Source organism: Anabaena lutea FACHB-196 (genome assembly GCF_014698305.1).
In the GTDB taxonomy this organism is placed as follows: domain Bacteria; phylum Cyanobacteriota; class Cyanobacteriia; order Cyanobacteriales; family Nostocaceae; genus Anabaena; species Anabaena lutea.
In genome coordinates this window covers 23099-49184 of the sequence record NZ_JACJST010000028.1, presented here as the reverse complement: position 1 = coordinate 49184, position 26086 = coordinate 23099, and the positions used below count along the sequence as shown (strand labels likewise).

At 40.2% G+C, this 26086-nt stretch carries 26 protein-coding genes; 7 read left to right on the top strand and 19 right to left on the bottom strand.

The genetic code is table 11. The features are described 5' to 3' along the window. Positions 1-76 precede the first annotated feature (76 nt). The 4 genes from H6G59_RS23225 (at position 77) to H6G59_RS23210 (ending at position 4420) form a co-directional block, all read left to right on the top strand. Positions 77-1948 (top strand): hybrid sensor histidine kinase/response regulator, encoded by a 1872-nt coding sequence (locus H6G59_RS23225; RefSeq protein ID WP_190719100.1) that lies wholly within the window; start codon positions 77-79, stop codon positions 1946-1948. Between the two features lie 433 nt (positions 1949-2381). Continuing rightward, positions 2382-3014, top strand: a complete 633-nt coding sequence (locus tag H6G59_RS23220) for a bifunctional 4-hydroxy-2-oxoglutarate aldolase/2-dehydro-3-deoxy-phosphogluconate aldolase (protein WP_190719098.1) — start codon at positions 2382-2384, stop codon at positions 3012-3014. A gap of 76 nt (positions 3015-3090) precedes the next feature. After that, entirely contained in the window at positions 3091-3600 is a 510-nt protein-coding gene (locus H6G59_RS23215; protein ID WP_190719095.1) for a L,D-transpeptidase, read from the top strand. A 286-nt stretch (positions 3601-3886) separates the two neighbouring features. Further along, on the top strand, positions 3887-4420 hold the full coding sequence (locus H6G59_RS23210) for a L,D-transpeptidase (RefSeq protein ID WP_190719091.1): 534 nt from the start codon (positions 3887-3889) through the stop codon (positions 4418-4420). 51 nt (positions 4421-4471) lie between these two features. Here the strand turns inward: H6G59_RS23210 and H6G59_RS23205 are convergent, their stop codons facing one another. Beyond that, the gene (locus H6G59_RS23205; protein WP_190719088.1) at positions 4472-6070 is read right to left on the bottom strand and encodes an Hsp70 family protein; all 1599 of its coding nucleotides are present in this window, start codon (positions 6068-6070) and stop codon (positions 4472-4474) included. 61 nt (positions 6071-6131) lie between these two features. Next, a complete protein-coding gene (gene uvsE, locus H6G59_RS23200) occupies positions 6132-7076 on the bottom strand; it encodes a UV DNA damage repair endonuclease UvsE (RefSeq protein WP_190719085.1) in 945 nt (314 codons plus the stop codon). Positions 7077-7232: 156 nt separating this feature from the next. On the opposite strand from uvsE, the gene H6G59_RS23195 reads away from it, so the two are divergent. Together H6G59_RS23195 and H6G59_RS23190 are read left to right on the top strand one after the other, a co-directional pair. Beyond that, positions 7233-8648 carry a hypothetical protein gene (locus H6G59_RS23195; RefSeq protein ID WP_190719081.1) on the top strand — a complete coding sequence of 472 codons (1416 nt, stop codon included), beginning with the start codon at positions 7233-7235 and terminating at the stop codon, positions 8646-8648. Positions 8649-9084: 436 nt separating this feature from the next. Next, a complete protein-coding gene (locus H6G59_RS23190) occupies positions 9085-9723 on the top strand; it encodes a hypothetical protein (protein WP_190719077.1) in 639 nt (212 codons plus the stop codon). A 105-nt stretch (positions 9724-9828) separates the two neighbouring features. Here H6G59_RS23190 and H6G59_RS23180 read toward each other — a convergent pair whose 3' ends face one another. The 13 genes from H6G59_RS23180 to H6G59_RS23120 form a co-directional block, all read right to left on the bottom strand. Next, a complete protein-coding gene (locus tag H6G59_RS23180) occupies positions 9829-11025 on the bottom strand; it encodes a pentapeptide repeat-containing protein (protein WP_242038960.1) in 1197 nt (398 codons plus the stop codon). 138 nt (positions 11026-11163) lie between these two features. Then, entirely contained in the window at positions 11164-11550 is a 387-nt protein-coding gene (locus H6G59_RS23175; RefSeq protein ID WP_190719073.1) for a PIN domain-containing protein, read from the bottom strand. Further along, positions 11537-11782, bottom strand: a complete 246-nt coding sequence (locus tag H6G59_RS23170) for an AbrB/MazE/SpoVT family DNA-binding domain-containing protein (RefSeq protein ID WP_190719070.1) — start codon at positions 11780-11782, stop codon at positions 11537-11539. Before H6G59_RS23170 ends, H6G59_RS23175 begins: the two co-directional genes overlap by 14 nt. 138 nt (positions 11783-11920) lie before the next feature. Then, a complete protein-coding gene (gene ftsH3 / locus H6G59_RS23165; RefSeq protein ID WP_190719068.1) occupies positions 11921-13762 on the bottom strand; it encodes an ATP-dependent zinc metalloprotease FtsH3 in 1842 nt (613 codons plus the stop codon). Positions 13763-13876: 114 nt separating this feature from the next. Beyond that, positions 13877-14668, bottom strand: coding sequence for an aminotransferase class IV (locus H6G59_RS23160; RefSeq protein ID WP_190719064.1), 792 nt, complete (start codon positions 14666-14668; stop codon positions 13877-13879). A gap of 116 nt (positions 14669-14784) precedes the next feature. Beyond that, positions 14785-15570: a hypothetical protein gene (locus tag H6G59_RS23155; protein ID WP_190719060.1), complete on the bottom strand. Its 786-nt coding sequence runs from the start codon at positions 15568-15570 to the stop codon at positions 14785-14787. A gap of 259 nt (positions 15571-15829) precedes the next feature. After that, positions 15830-17071: an acetate kinase gene (locus H6G59_RS23150; protein WP_190719057.1), complete on the bottom strand. Its 1242-nt coding sequence runs from the start codon at positions 17069-17071 to the stop codon at positions 15830-15832. Between the two features lie 6 nt (positions 17072-17077). Next, positions 17078-18085, bottom strand: coding sequence for a metal ABC transporter solute-binding protein, Zn/Mn family (locus H6G59_RS23145; RefSeq protein ID WP_190719054.1), 1008 nt, complete (start codon positions 18083-18085; stop codon positions 17078-17080). Positions 18086-18174: 89 nt separating this feature from the next. After that, positions 18175-18438, bottom strand: coding sequence for a hypothetical protein (locus H6G59_RS23140; RefSeq protein WP_190719051.1), 264 nt, complete (start codon positions 18436-18438; stop codon positions 18175-18177). A 50-nt stretch (positions 18439-18488) separates the two neighbouring features. Then, positions 18489-19544 (bottom strand): WD40 repeat domain-containing protein, encoded by a 1056-nt coding sequence (locus H6G59_RS23135; RefSeq protein WP_190719049.1) that lies wholly within the window; start codon positions 19542-19544, stop codon positions 18489-18491. Positions 19545-19813: 269 nt separating this feature from the next. Beyond that, on the bottom strand, positions 19814-20785 hold the full coding sequence (locus H6G59_RS23130; RefSeq protein WP_190719046.1) for a CobW family GTP-binding protein: 972 nt from the start codon (positions 20783-20785) through the stop codon (positions 19814-19816). A 44-nt stretch (positions 20786-20829) separates the two neighbouring features. Then, on the bottom strand, positions 20830-21738 hold the full coding sequence (locus tag H6G59_RS23125; RefSeq protein WP_190719043.1) for an alpha/beta fold hydrolase: 909 nt from the start codon (positions 21736-21738) through the stop codon (positions 20830-20832). Positions 21739-21825: 87 nt separating this feature from the next. After that, positions 21826-22260: a SufE family protein gene (locus H6G59_RS23120; protein WP_127051990.1), complete on the bottom strand. Its 435-nt coding sequence runs from the start codon at positions 22258-22260 to the stop codon at positions 21826-21828. Between the two features lie 284 nt (positions 22261-22544). On the opposite strand from H6G59_RS23120, the gene psaK reads away from it, so the two are divergent. Beyond that, positions 22545-22805, top strand: coding sequence for a photosystem I reaction center subunit PsaK (gene psaK / locus H6G59_RS23115; protein WP_190719134.1), 261 nt, complete (start codon positions 22545-22547; stop codon positions 22803-22805). 205 nt (positions 22806-23010) lie between these two features. On the opposite strand, the gene H6G59_RS23110 is transcribed toward psaK, so the two are convergent. From H6G59_RS23110 to H6G59_RS23095, 4 genes are all read right to left on the bottom strand, one after another. Further along, positions 23011-23382: a hypothetical protein gene (locus H6G59_RS23110; protein WP_190719041.1), complete on the bottom strand. Its 372-nt coding sequence runs from the start codon at positions 23380-23382 to the stop codon at positions 23011-23013. A gap of 167 nt (positions 23383-23549) precedes the next feature. Then, positions 23550-24299, bottom strand: coding sequence for a metallophosphoesterase family protein (locus tag H6G59_RS23105; RefSeq protein ID WP_190719038.1), 750 nt, complete (start codon positions 24297-24299; stop codon positions 23550-23552). A 191-nt stretch (positions 24300-24490) separates the two neighbouring features. Further along, positions 24491-25303 (bottom strand): metallophosphoesterase family protein, encoded by an 813-nt coding sequence (locus H6G59_RS23100; RefSeq protein ID WP_190719035.1) that lies wholly within the window; start codon positions 25301-25303, stop codon positions 24491-24493. Beyond that, on the bottom strand, positions 25300-26079 hold the full coding sequence (locus H6G59_RS23095) for a GTP-binding protein (protein WP_190719032.1): 780 nt from the start codon (positions 26077-26079) through the stop codon (positions 25300-25302). Before H6G59_RS23095 ends, H6G59_RS23100 begins: the two co-directional genes overlap by 4 nt. Between the last annotated feature and the right edge of the window lie 7 nt (positions 26080-26086).

Below are 26086 nucleotides of genomic sequence, written 5' to 3'. Positions count from 1 at the left end.
ATAACAAGCAAAAGGTAGAGAGTGGTTAACTAAAAGCTGAACGGCGTTTTTTTATATCCAAAAAAATATTTTTTCTATGGTATCCAGTGCAAAAGTAAACATTCTCATGGTAGATGACCATTCAGAGAATCTGCTGGCTTTAGAGGCGATACTTCAAAGCCTTGGTCACAATCTGGTGAAGGCTACATCAGGAACCCAAGCTTTGAGATATCTGCTTACTCAAGATTTTGCCGTAATTTTACTCGATGTGCAAATGCCAGATATGGATGGATTTGAGACAGCAGCTTTAATTAGACAACGAGAGCGATCGCAATACACCCCAATAATTTTCTTAACAGCATTTAGTAGTAGTGAGTCGATGGTGTTCAAGGGGTATTCCTTAGGGGCAGTAGACTATCTGTTCAAGCCAATTGACCCGGAAATATTAAAATTTAAGGTGGCAGCATTTGTAGAATTGTTTCAGAAAACGGTGGAGGTAAAACAACAAGCAGCAGAACTGATCATCGCCAATGCCCAACTCAGAAGAAGTGAAGAACAGTTTCGTTGTTTAAGTGCTTGCTCGCCTGTGGGTATTTTCTTAACAGATATAGCTGGCAAGTGTACATACACAAACCCCCGCTACCAAAATATTTTGGGCATTACACTTGAGAAAAGTTTAGGAGAAGGGTGGTTGCGATCGGTACATCCACAAGACCGAGAACAGGTACTTGCAGAATGGTTGGACTGCATCCGCGAAGGTAGGGAATATTCCCGTGAGTTTCGCATACTGAGGCCAGCAGAAATTATGCGTTGGGTAAATTTTCACTCATCACCAATGCTTTCTGATCAAGGCAAAATCATCGGTTATGTGGGTACAGTCGAAGACATTAGCGATCGCAAACAAGCTGAAGAAGAACGCACCAAATCACTTCTTCAGCAAGCAGCGCTCCAAGAAGCGGAAGCCGCAAACCGCATGAAAGATGAGTTTTTAGCTACCCTTTCTCACGAACTCCGTACACCTCTCAACTCGATACTGGGTTGGTCTAAACTACTCCGCAATCGCAAATTAGATGAGAAAACCACTGCGCGTGCTTTGGAAACAATTGAACGCAATGCACTTTCCCAAGAGCAACTTATTGAGGATATTTTAGATGTCTCACGGATTATTCATGGCAAGTTATCTTTAAATATCGGCCCCGTTAATATATTATCTGTAATTGAAGCTGCATTAAATACTGTGCATCTGCAAGCTCAAGCTAAAAATATTTTATTTAGTTTTTTTGTCGTCACCGATACGGGGCAACATAGGACAATAACCCCAATAAATCAGGAAGAACTTACTTGTTCACCGCTATCATCTACCTCTATCTCCCCCGTCTTAACTTTTAGGGTTTCAGGTGATCAAGAACGGTTGCAGCAAATTGTTTGGAACCTACTTACTAACGCCATTAAGTTCACGCCCCAAGACGGTAAAGTAGAAATTAGTCTATCAGTTCTCAGTAACCAAGAAACACAGCAGACAGAGCAGAGGTACGCTCAGATCCAAGTTACTGATACGGGTATTGGCATCAAACCAGACTTTATAGAATGTGTTTTTGAGAGCTTTCGTCAAGCTGATGGCAGCATAACTAGAAGCCAAACGGGACTGGGACTGGGGTTGGCAATTGTCCGCCATTTGGTAGAACTACATGGCGGCAGCGTCTATGCAGAGAGTCCTGGTGAAGGGCTAGGCTCGACCTTTACTGTGAGATTGCCACTTTTAGAAGCAGAAAATAGTCTGCCACACAAGGCTTCTGGTGTAACTAAAAAAATAGTGGAAACAATAGATCCCAATTGTTCAGTTTCCCTAGAGCCATTACAAAAAAGGCAGGAGTTAGGAGGCAGAGGGCAGGAGGTGGAAGTATCAATGAAAACTTTAGTTCTGGGTCTAAAGCCCAGTTTAGAAAAGGAATTATACCGAGATGCGTAGCGCCAGGTATAAAGTGTCCTTGCTTGAATTGTGGGGCTGAACACGACCGAGATGAGAACGCCGCAAAAAATATAAATAAAGTCGGGATAGGGCATTGCCACGACTCTAAACGGGCGCAGAGACAGAGTAAGACTAGCAACAGTTAGCGTCAGTCGGTGAAGCGTCAAGAATCACCGCGCCTTTAGGTCGGTGAGTATGTCAAAAAATAGCTATTAGTTATAAACTTGTAATTTACCTCGATTAAAAAATAATTGGGGTAATTTTTGTTGTGTTTGTTGTTGACAAAAAAAATATAGCAATCCTATTTTTTATCTAAATTACGCCAATTACAGCATATTGCAGGTAAATGATTGACAAAATTTAACAACAAAACCATATACCAATAGACTTTCAATGCTATTCCCTGTTCCCTGCTGTATCAGTCACAGTCAAAATGTCGAATCAAGTTTGGTTATCACAGTTGCTGCAAAATCGAGCGATCGCAGTTATTCGCGCTCCTAAAATGGTATGGGGTGAAAAAATGGCTTCTTCTGTGGCTGATGGAGGTATGCATCTCATAGAAATTACCTGGAATAGCGATCGCGCAGCTGATTTAATTTCTCAACTCCGTACTCAGTTACCGCACTGTCTAATTGGTACAGGAACACTGTTTAATGTCCAGCAGTTACAAGATGCGATCGCCGCTGGGTCGCAATTTCTCTTCACTCCCCATACTGACCCAGAAATGATTAAAGCCGCGGTTGCTAAAGATGTGCCGATTATTCCGGGCGCACTTACACCTACTGAAATTGTTACTGCTTGGACGCAGGGTGCAAGTTGTGTCAAAGTCTTCCCGGTACAATCAGTTGGGGGAACTAGCTATATTCAAAGTTTACAAGCTCCTCTTGGTCATATTCCCCTAATTCCTACTGGGGGTGTAACGTTACAAAATGCTAAAGATTTTTTACAAGTTGGAGCAGTAGCTGTGGGCTTAAGTGGGGAATTATTCCCGAAGAAATGGGTATTAGAGGAAAATTGGCGTGCGATCGCTCTTCAAGCCAAAAATCTCATACGGACGTTAAATTAGTAGTTAGGGGAGTGGGTAGGGGTAATAGTTTTCCCCAATGACCAATTCCCCATTAGTGAAGAGGAGTGTGTTTATCATGACAAATCTTATTAATCCTCAGTGGATGCGTCCTTTAAAAATTTTACTCGCGGGTGCTTTTGTCTCTGCTAGTATTGTCAGTCCCGGATCTGGAGAAGTTTGGGCAAATTCCGACAACAAAATTGCTACAGCTATTCAAACACTGAAACAATCTGATCAACGCTGGATTCAAATTAACCTCTCAAAGCAAAATTTAATTGCTTGGGAAGGTAGCAATCCTGTTTATGCGATCACCATTTCTTCTGGGAAACGATCTACACCTACTCGCATTGGGACTTTTAAGATTCAAACTAAATTGAAAAAAACTCGGATGCGCGGTAGAGGTTATGATGTCGCCAATGTCCCCCATACTATGTATTATCAAGGCGGTTATGCCATTCATGGAGCCTACTGGCACAACAGATTTGGTACTCCTGTGAGTCATGGCTGTGTAAATCTTGCACCTAATCATGCTAAATGGGTATTTGATTGGGCTGATGTAGGAACTCCAGTAGTAGTGCAGAAATAGGTGATTGGTGATTGGTAATTGGTAATTGGTAACTGGTAAAAATCTCTTCCCTGTCACTTGTCACCTGTCACCTGTCACCTTCCCCCAGTCCTCAAATCACAAGAAATCAAAACAATTAAACAGTTCGCTGTTCTCTAGGACAAGTAAGATAGAGGGAGAATTGAGAATCTCTGTTTTCCAGAATTTGGCGTAAATCCTGATGAATCCTGCGCGAACTGATAATTGCAAATCTTCAATCTAGAAAAGTTCGCCTGTACTAATTAGATAATTAAAAGGTAATTGGATTATGCCAAGCTGGATTCGCAGTGCTTTAATACGTTCCTCTGGAACTTTTTGTACAAGTATAGTGTTGATGCTGATGACTTTCTTTTCTTGGTCATCACCAACTAATAACCCCAAAACTACTACAGCTAATGCTTATACAGTAAATCAAAGCATGACTGTATCTAAAAATCAGCAAATCTCTCTATCTCGCTGGATCGAAATTGATTTATCTGAGCAGAGATTACGGGCATGGGAAGGTAAGAATTTAGTGTATTCCTACCGAATTTCTACTGGAAAGAGTAAAACCCCTACACCCGTTGGTAGGTTTCAAATTAATTCTAAATATCGCATTAACCGGATGCGTGGTAGAGGTTACGACATTCCTGATGTTCCTTACGCCATGTATTTTCATCAAGGCTATGCTATTCACGGTGCTTACTGGCATAACCGTTTTGGCACTCCAGTTAGTCATGGTTGCGTTAATTTGCCAGTTAGTCAAGCGCGTAAGTTATATAATTGGGCTTCGATGGGAACTGTGGTGGTTGTGCGTCGGTAGGCTTTCAATTGTGGATTTGAGAATAAACCACAATCCCTTGAGTCGAAAGTTTCATTTCAACTGTGCCACAAGTTGATTTTCAACCAGGGTGTCATTTGTCAACAAGTCCTCAACGGTGATGCGTAAACAGCATTTATCATCAACTTGAAAGAGGATTTTAATGCGATCGCTCCCCGGAAATCCTGGGGGTGATAGTTGGGCAATTTTTCTAGCACCTTCTTTGTCGTTGAGGGGTTTGACTGGGGTTGTTAAACACTTAATATTGCGAGTAATGAGGCGATCTCCATCAAAATAAACTTCTGTGCTGCCGGTGTCTGTTCCCAATTCGCCCAAAATTAACTCTATACTCGGTTGATTTTCCACAGAAGCCCCCAAAACTAATTCTACTGGTTGAGTCAAGGGATAAGCCTGACCAGCTTTAACAATTGGTTGCCAGCTGTGACGCTGGTGGCGACGATCCCAGTAACGTACACCATAACTGTGATAGAGATAGTCTTTGATTTCCATTCCTTGGGTGATTTGCAGCGCACCTTGAGCGATCGCTTCAAAAGGACGTTCAAAGCGGATTTTTTCTGGCTCAAAATATTGGTTCACCCATGTTTGCACTGCGTGTAATTGCACAGAACCGCCAACTAACAAAACTGCATTAATATCATCAAGTTCTATTCCTTGTCGTCTGGCTTGCTGCAACAGTGCCATCATTGCCTCATGTAATCTGTCAAAAAATCCGTGTTCTTTGAGGAGTTCTTCTAGTCCCTTGCGGTTAAGTTCCATTTCATAGCTTTCAAAAGTCTCATTATCAAAAAAAAATTCACTAGCTCTATCTTGGGTAGATAGCTGAATTTTTAACCGTTCTGCCAGTCGAGTCGTCAGGGAATTAATCGGCAATCCTTGGATTTTAGCAAAGTAATCAACTATCCAATTATCAATATCTGTACCGCCTAAATTTTGTCCAGCTTTAGCCAAGACACGGGCAGTTTTTACCTTTTGCTGAGAATCTTCAGCCAGAGATTTATTACCCCATTTGAGTAAAAATCCCACTGGTTTAGTATTAGCTTGGGCATTTTTTTCTATACACACTAAAGATAGATCTAAGGTACCGCCACCAAAATCAATTACCAACAAATTTTCTTGTTCTGCCAAACCATAGCCTAAAGCTGCGGCTGTGGGTTCATCCAACATTCTCACTTCTTCAACAGGCAGTGCTTGACAAACGTTGCCTAACCAGTAACGATATGTTTCAAAGCTATCTACAGGTACTGTCAAAACTAAGGAATCTAAACCACCTTCTGTGCGAGCTAGTTCAGAAATTATCTTGGTTAAGAACCATGTTCCTACTTGTTCAAAAGTTATATTTTCTCCGTCTAGTTCGGGCAAGAAGCCTTGGATATTTGCCCCAATTCCCCGTTTAAAGCTGCGGAAGAATCTACTGTCACTTTTGATATCCAAACCGCGATCGCGCACTTGTTGCCCAACTAAGACTTGATCTTGGGTTGCTTGTTCCACATAAACCAAGCTAGGAATCAGCGGGGGATTAAGATTTTGCTGAATCGATAAACCGGGTAAATTTATGGTTTCTGGCCGCTGGGTGACGGGATTCCAGCGGGTAATGACAGTGTTACTAGTTCCAAAATCGATAGCGATCGCCATATTTTATTTTATTTATTCTTTCTTAGCAGCATGAAAATACGTAAGTATAGTTAATATATCCTTAATTATTGGGCATTAACCACCAATCTTGCAAATGAGTTATGGCTTTTTCCTTGTGTTTGGCTTCTACCTCTATCCAAGGCACTTGGTAGTAAGCATCAGGCATAGCAGTAATTAAATCACTGTGCTTTCGATCATTAAAACCTGAGTCACCATTGGAAATATGTACTAACTGCCAATCTGGATTTGACCAAGTTTCTCGTGCTGCCAAAAGCGTAGACTCTATGCTGGGATGATTATAAGTATCTAAATTTTCATAACAAATATGGTGATGAGCATCAAAGACCATCGCTATTTTCGCCTGTTGACATACAGCTAAAATATCCTGAGCGTTATAGGCATATTCATCATTTTCTAAAGTCAAGCGGTTTTTGATACCTGGTGGTAGTTCAGAAATTACTTTTACCAATTTTTCTCCACGTTTAGACTTGCCACCATGAATATTCATTAACGCCCAATTTGACTGGGGTAAACCGAGTAAATCTAATGTGCGGGCGTGCCTTGCTAAAATTTTAATACTGTTCTGCACGACTTCAGATGAATCAGAACTCAACACTACAAATTGATCTGGATGCAACACCATTCTGATTGCTAAACTTTGGGCTTTTTGACCAATTTTACCTAAATCGGCGCTCATCTGTTCCAAAATATTTGCGCCAATTTCATCTTCCATATCACTGAGAGGAAATAAAGCTGATGACATTCGATAAAGCCGAATATTCTGCTTTTGACAAAAAGACAAAGCCCCATCCAAGCACCGCAAATTATGTTGATAAAGTTCTTTCAGGGTGTCTTCTCGTTGTTGAAGAGATAGTTTTAAATAACGGGTGCGGGTAATAGTCCGAAAGCGCACTTGCTGATCAGAAGTAATGCAAACCAAACCTAAGTACGGCACAGTGATCGGTTGCTGCTGTGCATTGATTTTTTGTAACTGAATTTTAGTCATCTCCAACCTCCAGCATACCCCCACCATAGCTATACTCAAGTCAGTGGTGGGTGGTTGACTAAATTTAACAATCTATTCCTAGTATTTTTGCAGAAACTTTTGTGAGATTACATCTGTCAAGTTGCTTAAATTATCTAAAAATCTCCATATCTGCCCATGTCTCCTTCTGCTCAAGGCATTCCCGGATTGCCAGATTTGACACATCCCAATGAATTAGTACAATTTGGCACTCAAGTACTTCAAGGTTCACTGTTATTTGTATTTTTGATTGTAGCTTTAGGAATAGCGATCGCACTAATAAGTTTTTCCCTCAGACGAAATACTGTCGAACAAGCGGTTTTCTTTGGTGAATGGGCAATTCGCTATTCTCAATTATTGCGGGGACTACAGCATTTAGCTCTAATTTTAGTTCTCTTAGTCACCGGATTTTTCCTAACTTCAACTTTAAGCAACCGTTACCACCACTGGGAACAAGCTAAAGTCTCACAAATTGCCGAAACTGTTGCAGGTGATAAATTAGAACAAACCGCACCTCAAATCCGTTACATTACCGAAGAACCATACACCTATACCACCCAAGTTGACGGCAAAATAGTCAAAGTCAACGATAAACAAAAAGTCACCCGTTATCTAACATTATCTGGCTCACAAATTCAAGTCAAAATTGACCAAAGTGTCAACGTTCAAAATCGTAGTTCTATTTATCTGACAGACTACACTGCTGATTACAAAGTTGTTAACCAACTAAGTGATATAAATAGTTTTTTCTTTGAAGCACCACCACCTTACGGTTACTCACTTTTAACTAATTACAAACTAGAACGGAACGGAACAAGATTAAAACAAACTAATCCCGGTGATTATGGTTTTCCCTTTCGTTTAGAACCGGGCGAAGAAACAACATTTAGAGTTACTTATCAGGCACGAGGTGGTCCACGTTGGGTTTATAATGCAGCCAATCAAATACTTTCTCAATTCCGCCTCACAGCAACAGCCAATTTTAGTAATGCTGACTTTGCTAGTGGCATTGAACCCACTAATAAGAAAAAAATCGCTGGTGACGGCACTGAATTTACTTGGATTTTTGATGACAATGTTTCTGTGAAAAATCCTTTTGGGGTCTTTACCAGTACTCAAGCAATTAGAAATACTGGCATTATTCCTAGATTATTACTATTAGCGCCAGCATTATTTTTATGGTGGATATTACTACTGTATTTATCTCTACCAATGAGTTTAAAAAATGTGGCTATAACTGGAGGGATTTTCTTTGCTTGTTTACTAATTTTAACCTACATGGCGCGGTTAATCAATGCCGAATTAGCTTGGATCATGATTTCATTTATCTTACTAATTTTGACCTATGGTTTAGGGTCAAATCGTCATGCTTCCTTAGCTGCCATTATCTGTACTATTGCTGGAGCAATTTTACCTGTATTTGGATTATTGATACCCTGGAGTGGTTTAACTCTTAGCCTTGCAGGTTTACTTTCAGTTGCGTGGTTAGCAGTGCGTCATTGGTATGGTTGGGATAATAACCGACATCTTCCCACTTATAATCCAGAAATCTAAATTCTTTTATAAGTAACTTGGCGCAATTAAATATAAAACCTCTCTCCAAACCTCTCACGCCAGTTGCTACAACGGCGGGAACCCCCGCAACGCACTGGCTCCCCTACCAGGGGAGAGGCTTTGACTCCCACTTCCCTGGTAGGGAAGGGGGCTGGGGGGTCTCACAAGGGTAGGTTTTTAATATTATCTGTGAAGGCAGGACTTGGAAGACAAGGAGGGAAGGTAGACAAGGAAGATTTTATACGCACAATGGTCTTTTGACGGACTGTTCTTGTTACCAAGAGAATATGATTTTGTACGGTTTTCCTCCCTTGTCCACTGTCCTTCCTTGTCCACCAAGTCTAGCCCTCACGACAATGTAAAATACCTACTTTTGTGAGGGCTGGGGGGTTAGGTCTATGTTATATTTTTTAACGCCCATCTACTTATAAAATCTATGTCAACCTCAACTGTGAGATGGAAATTTTGGTGGCGGTGGGTATTAGCTACTACTATTGGCGTTTGTCTTGGCTTTTTCTTAGGCTTTTTTTCTAGCTTGCTGGCGATAAACTCTCCTTTATCTGGAATTTCAGGTTTTTGGGGTGGCGCATTGGGTGGTTTGTGTGTGGGTATTGCCCAAAAGTTAGTTTTACGCAAGAAAGTTTCTGCTAAATGGATATTAGCTACAACGTTCGGTTTCAGCATGGGCTGTGGGATTGGTGGGCTAATACTTGTGATTACTTCTAATGCCATTATGAGTCCAATTTTGGGCATAGTCAGTGGCATTATTTCCCTGAGTTTTGCCCAAGCGCTAGTTATGAAATGGCCGAGAGAAAAGACTCTTAACTGGCTGATTGCCACTACTATAGGTGTCATAGTAGGCGCAGGTATAGGTTCATTGGCCTGTATTCTGGCGGCTGTTACTGCTGAGAAGATATTTATAGGCGGTTTAGAGACACTGATTCCAATTTTATTTTCGGCTACAGTAGCAGGTAGCATGGTGAGTGGATTCATCTACGGTGGCATTACTGGTTTATTTTTGATTAAATTATTACCAAATCGTCAGGCTATGGGTGTAGATACTGAAAGTTTGTAAGTTTTAAAAAGGTTAATTCCAAATAATTCAGAATAATCTAAAATTCAGTATCTCATCTATAAAATATCCCGAATATATAGATGAGAAAATTATTTTTTCAGCATTTTAAGAATATCCAATTTCTATCAGTTTGAAAAAATCCTGCATTACTTCATCGGGATTGTTATAACACCTTTCAGCATCAAATCTTTCTACAACTTTAATACCATTTCTCTTAAAAATTCGTTCTCTTTCTTGTTCTTCTACTCTGCGTTCTGCGGTGTGATGGGGTCCATCAACTTCTAAAACACCCCATTTACCGTTATAACAAATGAGAAAATCAGCCTCTTTATTTGCTCTCCCTTTGGGTGTGTTGAGTCGTGCTAATGAGTTGGGTACAAATAAAACTCCAGCGCGGTCTAATGCTTCAGCAATTTTGATTTCTGTTTTTGAGCGAAAGCGTAGATTTTGCCAAGTGTGAATTGTTGAGTTTGAATAAAATTGAACTCCTTGATTATTGATATTATTATCATTTTGGGGAGTTTTACGTAAAATTAAATCTGTATTTTCTATAATCTTTTTATATAAACTGGCAAATTCTCCTGGTGCAAAATTACCATTTATAGGTCGTCTTTCTGTTTTGTGAGGATTAAAATAAATATTCTCAAGTCCAATAAAAACGTATTCACAAATTACTCCGTCCAAGTTAGTTTCTTTATTAATATGCCAATCTTTTATACAAGCACCTGTTAGGTTTGAATTATAAAAATTTGTAGCTATTACCTGAGATTGAAATAAATTAGCATGACAAATATTAGCGTTACTAATATCGGTATGATTTAAGTTAGAATTGGAAAGATTTGATCCACTGAGGTCAGATTCACTAAAGTTAGAACAGGCAAGTTCTGCATAGCTTAAGTTAGCATGGCTGAGGTTTGCTTTGTTGAAATTTACACTCTTCGGATGTTCAAAATTAACGTTACTCCCACTAAGATTAGCATTACTAAGAGTTGCACCACTTAGGTCTGTAGCTGTCAGATCAACGTGACTAAGGTCAGCTTTACTTAGGTTAGCTTCTCGAAATTCAGTTTCACAAAGAGAAGCACCCGCAAGGTAAGCATCTCTAAGATCAGCTTTACTTAAATTGACTCCCCAAAGAGTAGCATTCATAAGAAAAGCTTCTCTAAGGTTAGCTCCTGTTAAATCAGTATCTATTAACTCTACACCTGTTAGGTAAGGTCTGATATCTTGATTTTCATCTCTCCACTTATTCCAAACTTCTACCCCTTGCTTGAGTATTTCTAAATGCTCTTCATTTGCCATAATCTAATTTTTATACTTAAACTTGCCAGTATTCGGATTTTAACCTAAGTTCATTAAGCTCAAAATGGAATAAACAAGGTTTAATCAAAATAGCGCCTTTTTTTCACAAAAATGCGATTTTTGGGGATGATGAAATAACTAAAGGCAATCAAAACCTTTTTCACCTCTCAACTTTCTATCAAACGTCGCTGTTATAGTACAACCAGACTGTTGAGCAACTGCACCGATTAAATAATCTGAAAAATCTGCATTTCCCTGTTTAAAACGCTGCAACGCCTGATAAATTACAGACCGATTTTCCCATTCAAAAACAGCACATTGCAACATCATTTCTATAGTATTGCTAATTTCTTCTTTACTAAAAGAATAAGGCTTACCACGCAAAACCCAGATTAATTCACAGATAACAACATTAGCAACGAAACACTGTTCTCCGCCTTCTACAATCTCAACAGCTTTTTCCCATTGCTGATCATCATCTTTTGTGAGGTAGCGTACTAAAATATTTGTATCAAGTCCAATCACTTGCAGCCTCACTAATTGTTTTTTCCATTTCTTCTAAAGTTGCAGACTCCATCCCTTCTCTATGCAGAATCCCAGATAATTTTTTGATAGGTATATTCAGGGGGATAAGTTTCACTATCCCATTTTCATCAATCACAAAATCAACCTTACTTCCTGTATCCAAATTCAGATAATCCCTAATTTCTTTAGGTATAGTGACTTGTCCTTTTGTGGTAATTGTTGCACTAGTCATTACTTACCCTCCTTACTAAATTTCCTTACTTTAAGGATAACAAACCTCTCTGCGCCTCTGCGACTCTGCGTGAGATAAAAAAATTGAGGTACTTCCAGAAAAACCAGAAATACCCCAACCTTAAAAACTGATTAACTACTATGCAAAAGCAGCAGTTCTGACATCGTTATTTGCGAGAATTTCTTGCAATTCATCAGCGTCTACTGTTTCTTTATCCACCAACATTTGCGCGATTTCATCTAAAATGTGGCGGTTGTTGACCAACACTTCTTTAGCGCGAATATAAGCTGTATCGACTAATTTCCGAACTTCTTCATCAATTGCGGCTGCGGTTTCTTCGGAGAAATCACGTTCAGACATGATATCTCGACCGAGGAACATATTACCTTGTTGACGACCTAAAGCCACAGGACCCAAGCGATCGCTCATCCCAAACCGAGTTATCATCTGTTTAGCAACTCGTGCTACCTGTTGCAAGTCATTGGAAGCACCTGTGGTAACTTCTTCTTCACCAAAGATAATCTCTTCAGCTAAACGACCACCTAAAGCCACGGCCATCTGATTTTCGAGATAAGCACGGCTATATAAACCTGTATCCATGCGGTCTTCGCTAGGAGTAAACCAAGTCAACCCACCGGCACGACCACGGGGAATAATGCTAATCTTCTGTACAGGGTCATAGTCAGGCATCAAAGCCCCAACTAAAGCGTGACCAGCTTCGTGATATGCAACCAAGGTTTTGCGCTTTTCGCTCATGACTCGGTCTTTCTTCTCTGGTCCAGCTAATACGCGGTCGATGGCATCATTGATTTCATCCATCGAAATTTCGGTTAAGTTGCGACGTGCTGCTAAAATTGCGGCTTCATTCAACAAGTTAGATAAATCTGCACCTGTAAAACCAGGGGTACGACGAGCGATTTTATCCAAGTCCACATCTTTCGATAAAGTTTTACCACGTGCGTGAACTTTGAGGATTTCGCTGCGTCCACCGTAGTCAGGACGGTCTACGACAACTTGACGGTCAAAACGACCGGGACGCAATAAAGCTGCATCAAGTACATCAGGACGGTTGGTAGCAGCAATGATGATGATGCCGGTGTTACCTTCAAAACCATCCATTTCGGTCAGTAACTGGTTGAGGGTTTGTTCCCGTTCATCGTTACCACCACCTAAACCAGCACCCCGTTGACGACCGACTGCGTCAATTTCATCAATAAAGACGATACAGGGAGCGTTAGATTTAGCTTGTTCAAATAAATCGCGGACGCGGGAAGCACCCACACCAACGAACATTTCCACAAATTCAGAACCGGAGATACTGAAGAAGGGTACACCAGCTTCCCCAGCTACAGCACGAGCGAGGAGGGTTTTACCTGTACCTGGAGGGCCAACTAAGAGTACACCTTTAGGAATTTTGGCACCAATGGCGGTAAAGCGGTCGGCGTTTTTCAGAAAGTCTACAACTTCGTTTAATTCCAATTTGGCTTGGTCAATACCAGCAACGTCACCAAATGTAACTTGGGTTTGTGGCTCCATTTGCACTCTGGCTTTAGATTTACCAAAGTTCATCGCTTGGCTACCGGGGCCACTTTGAGCGCGACGTAACAAGAAAAATAAACCAACTAAAAGCAATACAGGGAAAAATAAACTGCTGAGTGCTTTAAACCAAAACCCTTCGTCGGTTTGGGGTAATACGGCAATATCAACACCTTTAGCTGTCAGAGTATTGATTAAGTCTGGGTCATTAACTAAGGTGACGCGCTTTTTATTGGGGTCGTATTTAGGCGTAACCATTGCTGTAGAACGGTCTGAACTGAGACTGACCTTTTCTACTTTGCCGCTTTCAACTTCTTGAATAAACTGACTGTAGCGCCATGTTTCTACTTGAGGGGGTTGGTTGTCAAAGAACGCAGTCCCTAAAGCAATTACAACTATAAAAAGTAGCGCATACAGCCCAGCATTTCTCCATTTTTTATTCACCGAGGTCTTTCCTCCTGATTTTTTTTGTGCTTGCGCGTAACTTCTTCTAAAGAAGAGAGGGCATTATTAGAATTATGTTAACTTATCTTAACGTATACCAAAATGGTGTTCGTGTCATGGTAAAAATAATTCTTTGAGTTTTGATAAACAATCGTGGTAGGGATTATATTGTAGCGACCCTGTCGGCTGTTGCACGGTATGGATGGGAATAATCTCTACAACACTATTAGTGTAGGCGATCGCTGCCAATCTCTTGACTAGTTCCGGTGTCCAAGGTTCCTGCTGTACGCTGATTTGACGGTTTTTTAGTTCTTTGAGCAAATGCGATCGCTCTATTCCTGGTAAAATTCCCGCTTCTAAAGGTGGTGTCCACCAACAGCCTTCCCCCCATCCCCAAAGATTGCCAGTGCTAGTTTCTAGCCAATTTCCTTGAGAATTTACTAAAATCGCTTCTTCGGCTGTTAAGGTTTGAACAATATTTTTTGCTAACCAAGCGCTCAAGTAGTTGCCAGTTTTATGATCAGGAAGAGAACGAGCTAATTCTGGTTCAGCAAGGGCGCACACGATACCATGACTTTGCTTTTCTGTCAAGTTAGGTGGTAATAATCTGCCCATGATCCATTCTCTACCATCAGGAAAAATCGTGATTCTGAGAACTGGAAAATGTTTCAACAGGATTTCTGCACCTTGACGGACAAAATTCCAGTCTGGTTCTGTCCAGCCGAAAGCGTGTAAACTAAATTTCAAGCGATCGCAGTGTGCTTGCCAATTAGTTAAACTACTATCAAGGGAATCACCATAAATCCGCAGTGTCGTAAAAACCGTTGCCCCATAAAGTAAACCTGGATCATTAATATCTAATTCCAACTTTTGGGATTCAATTAATTCACCACAATACCAATACATAAATAGGGAAGAGGGGCAGGGGAGACGGAGACGCGGGGACACGGGGACGCGGAGACGCGGGGACACGGGGACGCGGGGAAAATTAAGAATTCTCTGTTTACGAATTACGAATTATTTTAATCTTTCTCAGGGAGATTAATCACAGGGAATCCCTCAGCATTAATCACTACCTTACCTCCTAGATTTTCAATTTCTCTAATTGCTCTTTTACGAGTTTTCACATCAACATTATTCTGTAAAACCATTGTCCAACCAGCAATGCGGGCAAATTTACTATCAGGATTATTACTCAAAAATTCAGCAGTTTTTGCAGATATAAAAGCCGCTTTTTTACTTTCTTGATCAGTTTGAACATTTGCCCAATTAGCAGCTTGTAAAAAAGATTCCTTTGCAGCTTGGGATTTGCCTAAAAATAATAACTCATCTGTTCCTTTATATCGCCATACATAGTAAGATTTATTCGGTACGGTAGGAGATAGAGATTTTAAACCATTCTCTATTAAGCCAATAGTCTTCTCTGGCATACCAGCATATAAAGAAGTGCTGATAGAAAGACCCAAATAAGCTGCTAAAAATCTCGGATCTCGTCCTAGTATAACTTCAAAATATTCTGGACTCAAGCTGTAACCTGTTTTATCTCTAACTGGATTATCGCCAAAATATTGCAAAAAATCGATATATGTCCAATCAGCAATCACGTTTTCATAACTAAAACTAGGGAATTTTTCGAGTAAATTAAGCCGTAAATTTTCTTTTTCTAGGTTTTTTTGTAAGCTTTCTAAAGATGTATTTTCTTTACTAATTAACAATTTTTGCAATCTAGGTAATTGACTTAAGCTAATTCCTAAGATGCACAAACAGGCTACCAAAGGTGTAGTAATATCTTCACGAGATATAAACATACTCTTTCTGATTTTTCAGACAATTTACATCATTGTATAGGACTAATATTTGATTTTTGAAATTTTACGTAGGGTGGGCATTGCCCACGATATCCTGGTTCTGTAAGGCATAGCCTTATCTAGACTACTTAAAATTTTGCAAATATCATTTATGATTCCTATATATAATACACTTTCTTTTAAATTACTACTTGTTGATTTTACATACAGCAGATTTTAGGTTGCAGGAGATACAAAATTTAAGAACAAAGCCTTATGCCTAGAGACTTTCAACCCTATTCCCTATTCCCTGCTGTAATTCCCAACACTGTTGTGCTATAGCCCAATCTTCTTGAGTATGTATAACTAATACTCGCACAGCCGAATCAGATGTAGCAATATCAACATTAATTGGCTGCTGCTGATTTTTGACAGCATCTATTTTCAATCCCAAAAATTCCCAGGCGGCACTTGCCTCTTGACGAATTCCGGGAGATTTTTCCCCCACCCCACCGGTGAAAACTAAAGCATCTAAACCCCCCAAACTAGCCAGCATAGAACCGATACCAGCCTGCAAGCGATGTACGTATATATCCCAGGCTAATTGGGCGCGTTCATTACCTTGCTCCTTTGCGGCTATTACTTCCCGTAAATCATTAGAAACGCCCGAAATTCCCCGTAATCCAGAAGCTTTATTTAAAACATAGTCTAGCCTTTCTGCTGAGTAATCACATTGGCGCAATAGGTAAATCAGAATCCCTGGATCAATTGATCCACAACGACTGCCCATCATTAAGCCATCAATAGGCGTAAAACCCATAGTTGTATCAATACTGCGACCATGTTTAACCGCCGCCAAAGAGCAACCATTACCTAAATGACAGGTTATTAACCGCAGTTCGTTTAAATCTCGACCCAGGATTTGTGCTGCAAGGGTAGAACAGTACTGATGACTAATACCATGAAACCCGTAGCGGCGGATACCTTGTTCTACCCATTCATAGGGGCCAGGATAAATAGCGGCTGCATCTGGTAAAGTACTATGGAAGCTAGTATCAAATACTGCGACTTGGGTAACATCTCCCAAGCTTTTTTCAATGGCTTCTATGCCCTCTACAGCGGCTGGATTATGGGCTGGAGCCAGGGTAGAAAGACGAGAGATAGCGTTTTTGACATCTTCTGTAATTACCACTGTGTTACGGTAGTCTTGTCCACCATGTACTACCCGATGTCCGACTACATCGATTTCTGACAACTGACTTATCACCTTAGTCGCACCGTGACTAAGAGTATGGAGTATATAAGCAAAATGTGCGCTGTGGGAGTCACCCTCGATATATTCTTGCAACACTGCACCCGTTGCTGTTTTTACCTCTATTTCTGCTCCACTTTTGTCTTGAATCCAGTTTATTTTCCCTTCCCAAAGAGGTTGTGGTGCTTGGTTGAGAACAGTCATATCTGTAATTTCATACAGACAGACTTTTTGGCTACTTGAGCCGGCATTTAATACTAATATGATCATAATTGCTTACTTAGAAATGTTCGGTGCAAATTTCAGATAAGTTCCACCCAGTCCTTCTACAATGCTGCGTGTGTTAGCATCCATCATTTTTTGATAGGTTTCTCCATCACTACCAGGTTCACCAAGTCCATCTATATAAAGTTGTCTGGGAAAAAGTTTTACATTAGCTTCTTTGGCTATAGGTTCAAGCACATTGGAGTTGGTTTTTGTGTCTGCAAAAATTGTTATGACTTTAGATTTTTGAATATATTTAGCCATATTTTTAACTTTTATATTGCTTAAATTCTCTTCATCGCTAATATTTAGCCAACTTCCTTTATAGGGAAAACCATAAGCTTTGACATAATAAATTATTGCTTGATGGGTTGTCAGTATTTTGCGGTTTTTTGTGGGAATACTGGCCAGTCTAGTTTTAATCCAGCTATTTAGTTGGTTTAATTCTTTGGTAAGTTTTGCGGTATTGCTGTTATAGGCTTTTGCATTTTTAGGGGAAATTTTAGCTAAATTACTATTAATTACCTCTACTATCTGGATAGTATTCTTTGTATTGTGCCAAATATGTGGTTCTGTGAATTCTTGACCATTATTTCGTAATTTTTGTGGCTGTGGTACAGCAAGTTGGGCAACAGCTATTTTCCGCGTTCGGTTTTGTTTTGCTTTAATGATTTTGATTAAACCTGATTCAAAATTATAGCCATGATATAAAATAAGATTAGCCTGTTCAATGGCTTGTCTATCTTCTGGAGTGGGTTGATAAAAGCGGGGATCTAAACCAGGAGGAATCAAGCAGGTAAGGTTAATACTTGTCCCGGCAATCTGTTGAGTTAAATCACAGAGTATACTAGTCGTTGCTACAACTTGGGGAAGATTTCTGTTAATGCTGTTGGTTTGATTAGTTCGGGTATATGCTGTATTTATAGTTCGATTTCCACACCCGGCGAATCCAAGTGCAAGAGTAAAAAAACCAGCATTTAATAATTTATTAAATAGTATGTTTTTCGACTTTTCTAACATCCTCTAATGATCCTGACAACTGACACATCTCAAATTAATAAAGGCACAGTGATGCTGTGCCTTGGAAATTTTCAGAACTGCTAACTTTATTAAAAATCAGCAGCAGGCAACTTGCCTTGTAACATCTGAAATTTAGCCTGAACACAAGTAGAGCAACCGCAACCTAATTGATCAATAATTGGATTGGTTACTAAACCAAAATGTGGTGCTGTTAGTTCAATATTGTTGGGTGCAGATGGTGTAGCTAGAGTGATGACTCCGTTTCTACCCAATGCATGGGCTGGATTAGCTACTAGTAGCAGAGATGCCAGAAAGACTGGACAAGCAAGCAAAATGAGTTTGGCTATGTTCATAGTTCACACTTAGAGGCCGCTGCTGATACAGCATAGCCAATTATTAGTCATTAGTCAGTAGTTTTTGACCAAATAAGTAGTTCCCCTTGTTCCCCACCTGCGGCTATTAAGGGTGGGGAAACCCCACCCCTACTGGGATGCCAAGCTAGGGTAGAAAATCCTGCACTGACACCTGTGAGAATTTGGGATACTTCTGTGGCTTGGTTCCACAAACACAACCAACCATCAGCTGCTGCGGAAGCGAGAAGAAAACTTTGGGGTGCGAATGCGATCGCATTAATTATATCCACATGATTAGTCAATATGCGCGCTTCCCAACCCAATGACTCATCCTCGGATTTCTCCCAAACTACTATACCCTCAACACTGGAAGAAGCTAAAAGCGGCGCACCAGCGGCTGTAGTGGCTTCTGACCAAGCTAATTGGCGAATTTTACCCGGAAAGCCTCGCATTAGCCAAGGATCGGGATTTCCCCATTCCAACACGGTGACACTACGATCCATATTGCCAGAAGCTAAGTATTTGCCATCAGGCGACCAAGCCATTGCTACACTGACTGTAGTCGTAGCTAAAATATAAGGTTCTTCATCCCAATCTTGAGTATTCCAAATTTTCACTCCTTGATAACCGCTAATGGCTAAATATTGTCCATCTTTACGCCAATCAATCCCTAAAATTGATGAGTTTTCAAAATTCAGCGTGACAACAATTTCTTCTGCGTCCGCATCCCATACTTGAACGCAGCGCCCTAAACTAAAAGCTAGTTGGTTAGTTATATGATTCCAAGCTAATTTATCAACCCAAGCAGGGGCATTTTCTAAAGTAGTAATTAATTGATTTTCTCGCCATATTTTCACTTTTCCATCTTGTCCACCGACGGCTAAATATTTACTATCGGCAGAAAATGCCACGCAATCTACTGATTTACCTGTGGCAGTTTGTAAGGTTGTGATTTCGCTATTTTCCCAAAGAATAACTTCTCCAGCAGCGGAAGTTGCAGCTAGTTTTTCTCCTTGGTGTGACCAAGTTAAAGATGTAACATAATCTGCAAGCTGACCTGAATAGTAGGGTGTAAATTCTTGAGTTTTACTAGTTGTGTAGTTCATGTGTAAATATGATGGGCAATATTATTTTTTCTAACCGCAGAGACGCAGAGGACGCAGAGAAAAAAATGGCGTTGTTGATTTAGGATATGAGTTTCTCATTTTTATTCACCAACGCCTATTTTTGAGTTTTTTGACTATTACTCTATCTCGATTTACGTCTGAAGAATAATGATTAAATGAACCGCGAAGGCGCGAAGAGCGCGAAGGAAGAAGGAAGAAGAAGGAAGAAGGAAGAAGGAAGAAGGAAGAAGGAAGAAGAATATTTGGATTTACGCTAGACAGGCTAGAAAATCTTGTTTTAGTTTGGCTTCATCTAGGTTTCTACCGATGAATACAAGTTCATTTTTCCGGGTTTCGCTGGCTTTCCAAGGTCTATCTGGTTTACCATCAAATATCATGTGTACTCCTTGGAAAACAAAGCGGTCATCTTCTCCTGCAATGTTTAGAATGCCTTTCATGCGAAAGATATCTATTCCTTGAGTACGCAATAATTCACTTAACCATTCGTTTAATTTTTGTCCGTCTATTTCGCCTTTTTCTACAAAAGCTACAGAATAAACGCTTTCATCATGTACGTGAGCATCTTCACCTAAGAAGTTGGGATCAATTTCTAAAGCGCGGTCTAAGTCAAAGGCTTTTACACCTAATAATGCATCCATTCCTAATTCTGAGTTTTGGGTGCGGTAGATTTTTGCGATCGCATTCATCGACCGAATCCGCTTTTCTAATTCTTCTAAATTTTCTGGGCTGACTAAATCGGTTTTATTCAATAAAATTACATCAGCAAATGCAATTTGTTCTTGGGCTTCGTCTGCTTCCCAATGTTGCCAAATATGCTTGGCATCGACAACTGTAACTACTGCATCTAGTGACAATTGACTCTGCATATCTTCATCTACAAAGAATGTCTGAATTACAGGTGCAGGATCTGCTAATCCAGTGGTTTCAATGACTAAATGGTCAAATTTATCACGACGTTTCATCAAATTGCCGATGATGCGAATTAAGTCACCCCGAACTGTACAACAAATACAGCCGTTGTTCATTTCAAAGATTTCTTCGTCTGCATCAATAACTAGTTGATTATCAATGCCTACTTCCCCAAATTCATTGACGATGACAGCAACTTTTTTCCCGTGTTCGTAAGTCAGAATGTGATTGAGTAAAGTAGTTTTACCTGCACCTAAATAGCCAGTTAAAACGGTTACAGGCACGGTCGTGAATGTTTCTGAAGCCATCATAATCTTAAACCAAATTTGATGATTTGTTGATAATCATTATCTGTTTAACACACCCTTGTTAAAAATGGTAATATTGCCTCAAAAACCACTGCTGGGTATTCTTCATGCAATCCCAAAGAACCAGGAACCACAACGCTGCTAACTCCTGGTAAAGCCGCCAATGCGTCCATTTCTTGCCGTGACTTCGGGGGGCTAAATTCGCCAATTACCGCCATTAGTGGGGCGGATAAGGACTGCACTAGGGATAGAAACTCTGTTTGACTATGAATAGTATCTATATTGCCGGTGACAAAGGCCGCAGAAGCAAATCTGGCGTTTGGTTGTTGAGTGCTTTGCCATTTTTCGGTGATGAAACTGGGTGTAAGTTTCGCTGTATCGGTGAAGACATGGCGGCTGTACATCCAACTTAAGAAAGATGGGGTAGTATTAAGTTTATAGAGTGCTTGACCGAGAATGGGCGATCGCACTAATCCCCTCACCATAGCAGCTATATTTGCATTTGCCCCCATTGTCGGTAGAGGGCCACGCCAAGTTGGTGCTACCAAAACAATCCGCGAAAAAGCATTTGGCTGTTTAACGGCTAGTTGCAGCACATAACCAGCAGCATGACCAGCAGCAACTACAATAATAGGGATATTAAACACAGATTTCACAAAATCTGCCAAAAATTGCTGATATATTGCTGGGTTGTAATCTAATTTTAGTCGGGAAGATTCCCCAAAACCTGGCCAGTCTAAAGCTGTAACTTGAAAATGGGAAGCGAGTAATTTAGCAAGTTCTCCCATTTCTCCTCTTGTAGAAACACTACTAAAAGCGGGAAGCAACAAAAGCGGAGAACCTTGGCCAAGAGTTTCATAAATCACCTGCAATTGTTGATTTTCCCAATTCCAGAGAAATTCTTGAACTTCACCACCAAATGCACCAGCAGGCTTTGTTAATAAATTGGTAGACATCTTGATTTAATTAGTCATTAGTCATTAGTCATTAGTCATTAGTCATTGGTGAAGAAATTTCCTCCCCAGTCCCCAGTCACCGCGTCCCTAATTTTCTAATTTACATTCCAAAGCTTTTTTCTGCATGGTTTTGAAAATGTTGTAAAAACCGTTAGCGCGGGAAGGTGTCAAGCTAACATTTAAACCAGTAGCTTGAATAAAATCAGGAGTTAATTGGACGATTTGTGTGGGTGTGAGTCCGTTTAATCCTTCTACCAAAAGTGCGACTAATCCCTTAGTTAGCTGGGAATCAGAATCTCCCTGAAAAACCACTTTCCCATCATCTAGTGATGCTGTCACATATACCTGTGAGACGCAACCAGGAACTTTGTTTTCGGGTAATTTATCAGCTTCGGGAAACTCTGGCAACTTCTGAGCATACCAAATTAACTGTTCATAACGTCGCTTCGGTTCAGCAGCACGTTGGAAGCGTTGGACGATTTTAGCTAAAGCTGGTGGCAAGGAATCAAGAGTTGAGGACATAATAAATTCAGGAAATAATCAGTCTCATCTTGAGTTTAAATTATCTGGAGAGCGATCGCCCGTATTCAGTTTACCCATCGCTCATTGTATTCTGAGTCAAAAAAAGACAATTTATCTGGTAATTGTATTGCTGATGACCAAATGGCATCAGTAGAGTGATTGTTTTTATTAAGTATTGGCAACAACTGTTAAATATTGCTGCAAAAATCGGCTTGTTGTTGATTTTTCCGATGAATTTTGAAGATTATATTCTCAATGATTCAATAATCTCAGGAGAAAACCAGATGTTGACCTCTAGCTTACTCGCTACTGTACCCACAACCCTAGAATGGAGTCCTACTGTTGGCATCATCATGATTCTCGCCAACATTCTAGCGATCGCTATCGGCAAATTTACAATCAAATATCCTAACGCAGAACCTGCTCTACCCGCACCCAATTTCTTTGGTGGTTTTGGTTTACCTGCTGTATTAGCAACCACCGCCTTTGGTCACATCTTAGGTACAGGAATCATCCTCGGACTCCACAACATCGGCAGAATCTAAGCTTGAGTCCCAACTTCGCTTGTATTAAATCGATTTATTGTTTATTTTTCCAGCTAAAAGCCAGAAAACTTGATTTCTGGCTTTTTCTCCTTGACTCATGCCTCCTGCAAAACGGGAGCATCTCAACAACAGATATTCACAGTTACTTGCCTATCATCTGTATTTTTTGATGAAGTTCAATTATGCATAAATACGGTTTTAAAAACTACACGGGTAAAGGTGCTACACCATGCAACTGACGCACAGCATTAAGACAAACTGGGCAATCACAGCCAAACAACTTAATCGCTTCATCACTTTCTGCATCAGTGAATTCTAGCTCATCTGACTGATTTTGAGCAGGTTGAACTTGCGCCAATTCTATATTTGGTTTAACCGTCGTAGGAGTAACATTATCCACCTGTATACATACCTGACGTACAGTTGCTGAGTGGGGAGAACGGACACAAGAAAGATGAGTGCCAACAGGGGTAACTGTTTGACTAGCATGGGCTGGTCTAGCCATCATCACCATAGATAGCATAGACGTAAACAAGACAGGACTAGAAAGCAAGGCCAAGATAAATTTTCTGTTCATTTCAGGAAAAAAGTTTATGGCTAGGAAAATAAACCAACCATCTTTTCAGACCAGTTGATTGTCAATCAGTCCATCTTAGCCAAATTAGCTAAAAATATCTGAGTTAATTCAATATCATCTATACAGTAGTTCTATCTTGGCTTCTGGTTGGGAAACAAAACCAAAAATTACCCAGCAGAAATTACCTTAGTTGAAACCTGAAAACCTTTTCCAACTCCGTAACGTACAGTTTTAAATTCTACAAAATTCGTCTCTGGATCATAAACAGTATAAATTGCTTCTCCTGGATTTCTGCCCACATTACCCACACCTATAACTTGACGCGGAGAAATTTCCACAGTTTCAGGAGTAGGAGAACTATCCAAAGTTGTCACACCCGTAGTAATAGAACCTGCTTCTAGCTGATATCTAAAAGCTAAACCAGAACGACCGCAGAATAAATTATTTGCTTGCATACGTCCCAAACGGTCAAGCATTTGGATAGGAGGTGTTTCCGGCGTTAGTGTTTCATCAATTGCTACCGTTGAACCGTGAATTAATAAACAATCAAGTTCAAAAAAACCAAAATCCAAATTTCGCAACCATTGCACAGTCGGACGAGAAACCGAATCCCAAAGTAACTTAACAGTATCTCCCCCATACTTAGCCATTAACTCCGTCGGTTCCCCAGTCCCAGCCACACCGTGCAGAATAAAACATTGTTCTTCCCACCAACCCTTACAAACTAAAGGTTCCAACTCCCCGCGCTTTGGATTACGAACTCTTGCAACCAACTTCTCAGAATCTTGATTTGGCCCCACCAAATCACCCAAAATATATAAAGCCTCAACATCCCGCAGACGCTTAACATCAGCCATTACAGCCTCATAAGCCGCTAAATTACCCTCAATTCCGCTTAAAATAGCCCATTTAGTCATTTTCTTCTTTCTCTGCGCCCCCTGCGCCTCAGCGGTTTGAATCAACTTTTGCCATCATCCAGATATCATCTGCATTTATCTGCGTTTATCTGCGTTTATTTGCGTTTAATTACTTCTTATAAAACCTCTCCGTACAAAGAAAGAGGTAGGGAGTTGGGAGTTAGGTTGATCTTATATTTTTTAACGCCCACTTACTTAGTACAAACATGAGTTGCATCATCAGCCCTTTCAGCATATTCCAAACCTTGAGACAAACGCCAAGCAAAAATAGCAGGTAAACCCTTCTCAATAATCGCGGCACAGGTTTTTTGATAATCGTAAGCAACTTCCCTCAGCTTCACTTCTTGATTATCGGTGTCATAAATCACATAAGTTGCATTAGGTCTTCCATGTCGAGGTTCTCCCACAGAACCAACATTAATAATCCGTTTCAGGTTAGCTGTAAAATTGATTTCCCTTGCTTCTGTACCTTCACCTTGAACACGCACTTGCAAACTACCTGCATCCAAATTACGGACATAAGGGACATGAGTATGACCACAAAATAGCACATCTGCATCTGTAAAAAGTACTCGTTCTAAAGCGGTAAAAGCGTCAAGTTCAGGTAACAAGTATTCGTGATTGCTGTGAGGACTACCGTGAACAAAAGCTAAATTTTCCTCACGGAAACTATGGGGTAATTGGGCTAAAAATTCTCTATTTTCGAGATTGATTTGTTTATTAGTCCATTCATGAGCTATTTTACCCCTGTTTTCAGCTAATAACGAAGGATAACTGCAATCACAAGCATTTAAACCTTCAACAATATCTTCATCCCAACAACCAGCACAAGTAGGAATATCCAAAGCACGAATTTGTGTTACTACCTCATTTGGATAGGGGCCATATCCGACTAAATCTCCCAGACAAAAGATTTTTTCAGCTTTTTGGTGATCGATATCTAATAAAACTGCATCCAAAGCTTCAGAATTGCCATGAATACAGGACATAATTGCTATTTTCACTGAGTTATCTCCCCTTCTGATAAAATCTGTTTGACCTGTTCTTGGTATTGTTTGATGCCCATGTCTGACAAATAACAATCTTGTAAAGTTTGTTTAATTGCTGACTCGTCTAAATTTTTACCCCATACTTCTATACCACTAAAGCGCTGTGGTCTGCCTTCTAAATGACGTGGAATATCCAATTCCAGAAAATCTGTAGTGGGGATACCCGCGACAAAATCACCGTAAATTGACCGACCATCAGCTACATCAAAGATACCTTTAGCACGGGTAACTTGACCATAAGCATGATGAGTAATTTCATACCAAAAATCATGTAAACTGTCTTCGTCAATAACTTGACCACTACTGGGAACGCGCCAAAGTTGACTTGGGGAAATACTGATATCAATATTTGCACCTGTGATAATTTTTTCTGCCCAATTATGATATTCAGAATCTTTGAGGTGTGGTGGTAAAATAGCTATAGAAATATAAGGTACATCGTTTAATATTTGCTGAATTGCCGTTAATTCCAAATAAAACCCCAGTTCAATATAGGCTAGTTTGGCGGTTTCTAGCTGGGTATAAAATTCGATTTCTTGACCATCTCCAAAGATTTTTACTTCTGGGAATTCCGCAGCTAGGCGTGTTTGGTCTATGGGAACTTTGCCATTTCCAGGACTATAATAAATTACATTGTCAAGGGAGGCGGTATTTTGCAACTTTTGGCAAATCCAGGTAGTTTTCCCACAGCCTGCGAGTCCAGCAACAACTGTGATAATTGGTATATTCATATTTTAA

What these genes read in the sequence shown, in the direction of transcription:
- H6G59_RS23225 (WP_190719100.1), top strand. Translation starts at nt 77, where the DNA reads ATGGTATCCAGTGCAAAAGTAAACATTCTCATGGTAGATGACCATTCA.
- H6G59_RS23220 (WP_190719098.1), top strand. Translation starts at nt 2,382, where the DNA reads ATGTCGAATCAAGTTTGGTTATCACAGTTGCTGCAAAATCGAGCGATC.
- H6G59_RS23215 (WP_190719095.1), top strand. Translation starts at nt 3,091, where the DNA reads ATGACAAATCTTATTAATCCTCAGTGGATGCGTCCTTTAAAAATTTTA.
- H6G59_RS23210 (WP_190719091.1), top strand. Translation starts at nt 3,887, where the DNA reads ATGCCAAGCTGGATTCGCAGTGCTTTAATACGTTCCTCTGGAACTTTT.
- H6G59_RS23205 (WP_190719088.1), bottom strand. Translation starts at nt 6,070, where the DNA reads ATGGCGATCGCTATCGATTTTGGAACTAGTAACACTGTCATTACCCGC.
- uvsE (WP_190719085.1), bottom strand. Translation starts at nt 7,076, where the DNA reads ATGACTAAAATTCAGTTACAAAAAATCAATGCACAGCAGCAACCGATC.
- H6G59_RS23195 (WP_190719081.1), top strand. Translation starts at nt 7,233, where the DNA reads ATGTCTCCTTCTGCTCAAGGCATTCCCGGATTGCCAGATTTGACACAT.
- H6G59_RS23190 (WP_190719077.1), top strand. Translation starts at nt 9,085, where the DNA reads ATGTCAACCTCAACTGTGAGATGGAAATTTTGGTGGCGGTGGGTATTA.
- H6G59_RS23180 (WP_242038960.1), bottom strand. Translation starts at nt 11,025, where the DNA reads ATGGCAAATGAAGAGCATTTAGAAATACTCAAGCAAGGGGTAGAAGTT.
- H6G59_RS23170 (WP_190719070.1), bottom strand. Translation starts at nt 11,782, where the DNA reads ATGACTAGTGCAACAATTACCACAAAAGGACAAGTCACTATACCTAAA.
- H6G59_RS23160 (WP_190719064.1), bottom strand. Translation starts at nt 14,668, where the DNA reads ATGTATTGGTATTGTGGTGAATTAATTGAATCCCAAAAGTTGGAATTA.
- H6G59_RS23155 (WP_190719060.1), bottom strand. Translation starts at nt 15,570, where the DNA reads ATGTTTATATCTCGTGAAGATATTACTACACCTTTGGTAGCCTGTTTG.
- H6G59_RS23150 (WP_190719057.1), bottom strand. Translation starts at nt 17,071, where the DNA reads ATGATCATATTAGTATTAAATGCCGGCTCAAGTAGCCAAAAAGTCTGT.
- H6G59_RS23145 (WP_190719054.1), bottom strand. Translation starts at nt 18,085, where the DNA reads ATGTTAGAAAAGTCGAAAAACATACTATTTAATAAATTATTAAATGCT.
- H6G59_RS23140 (WP_190719051.1), bottom strand. Translation starts at nt 18,438, where the DNA reads ATGAACATAGCCAAACTCATTTTGCTTGCTTGTCCAGTCTTTCTGGCA.
- H6G59_RS23135 (WP_190719049.1), bottom strand. Translation starts at nt 19,544, where the DNA reads ATGAACTACACAACTAGTAAAACTCAAGAATTTACACCCTACTATTCA.
- H6G59_RS23130 (WP_190719046.1), bottom strand. Translation starts at nt 20,785, where the DNA reads ATGATGGCTTCAGAAACATTCACGACCGTGCCTGTAACCGTTTTAACT.
- H6G59_RS23125 (WP_190719043.1), bottom strand. Translation starts at nt 21,738, where the DNA reads ATGTCTACCAATTTATTAACAAAGCCTGCTGGTGCATTTGGTGGTGAA.
- H6G59_RS23120 (WP_127051990.1), bottom strand. Translation starts at nt 22,260, where the DNA reads ATGTCCTCAACTCTTGATTCCTTGCCACCAGCTTTAGCTAAAATCGTC.
- psaK (WP_190719134.1), top strand. Translation starts at nt 22,545, where the DNA reads ATGTTGACCTCTAGCTTACTCGCTACTGTACCCACAACCCTAGAATGG.
- H6G59_RS23110 (WP_190719041.1), bottom strand. Translation starts at nt 23,382, where the DNA reads ATGAACAGAAAATTTATCTTGGCCTTGCTTTCTAGTCCTGTCTTGTTT.
- H6G59_RS23105 (WP_190719038.1), bottom strand. Translation starts at nt 24,299, where the DNA reads ATGACTAAATGGGCTATTTTAAGCGGAATTGAGGGTAATTTAGCGGCT.
- H6G59_RS23095 (WP_190719032.1), bottom strand. Translation starts at nt 26,079, where the DNA reads ATGAATATACCAATTATCACAGTTGTTGCTGGACTCGCAGGCTGTGGG.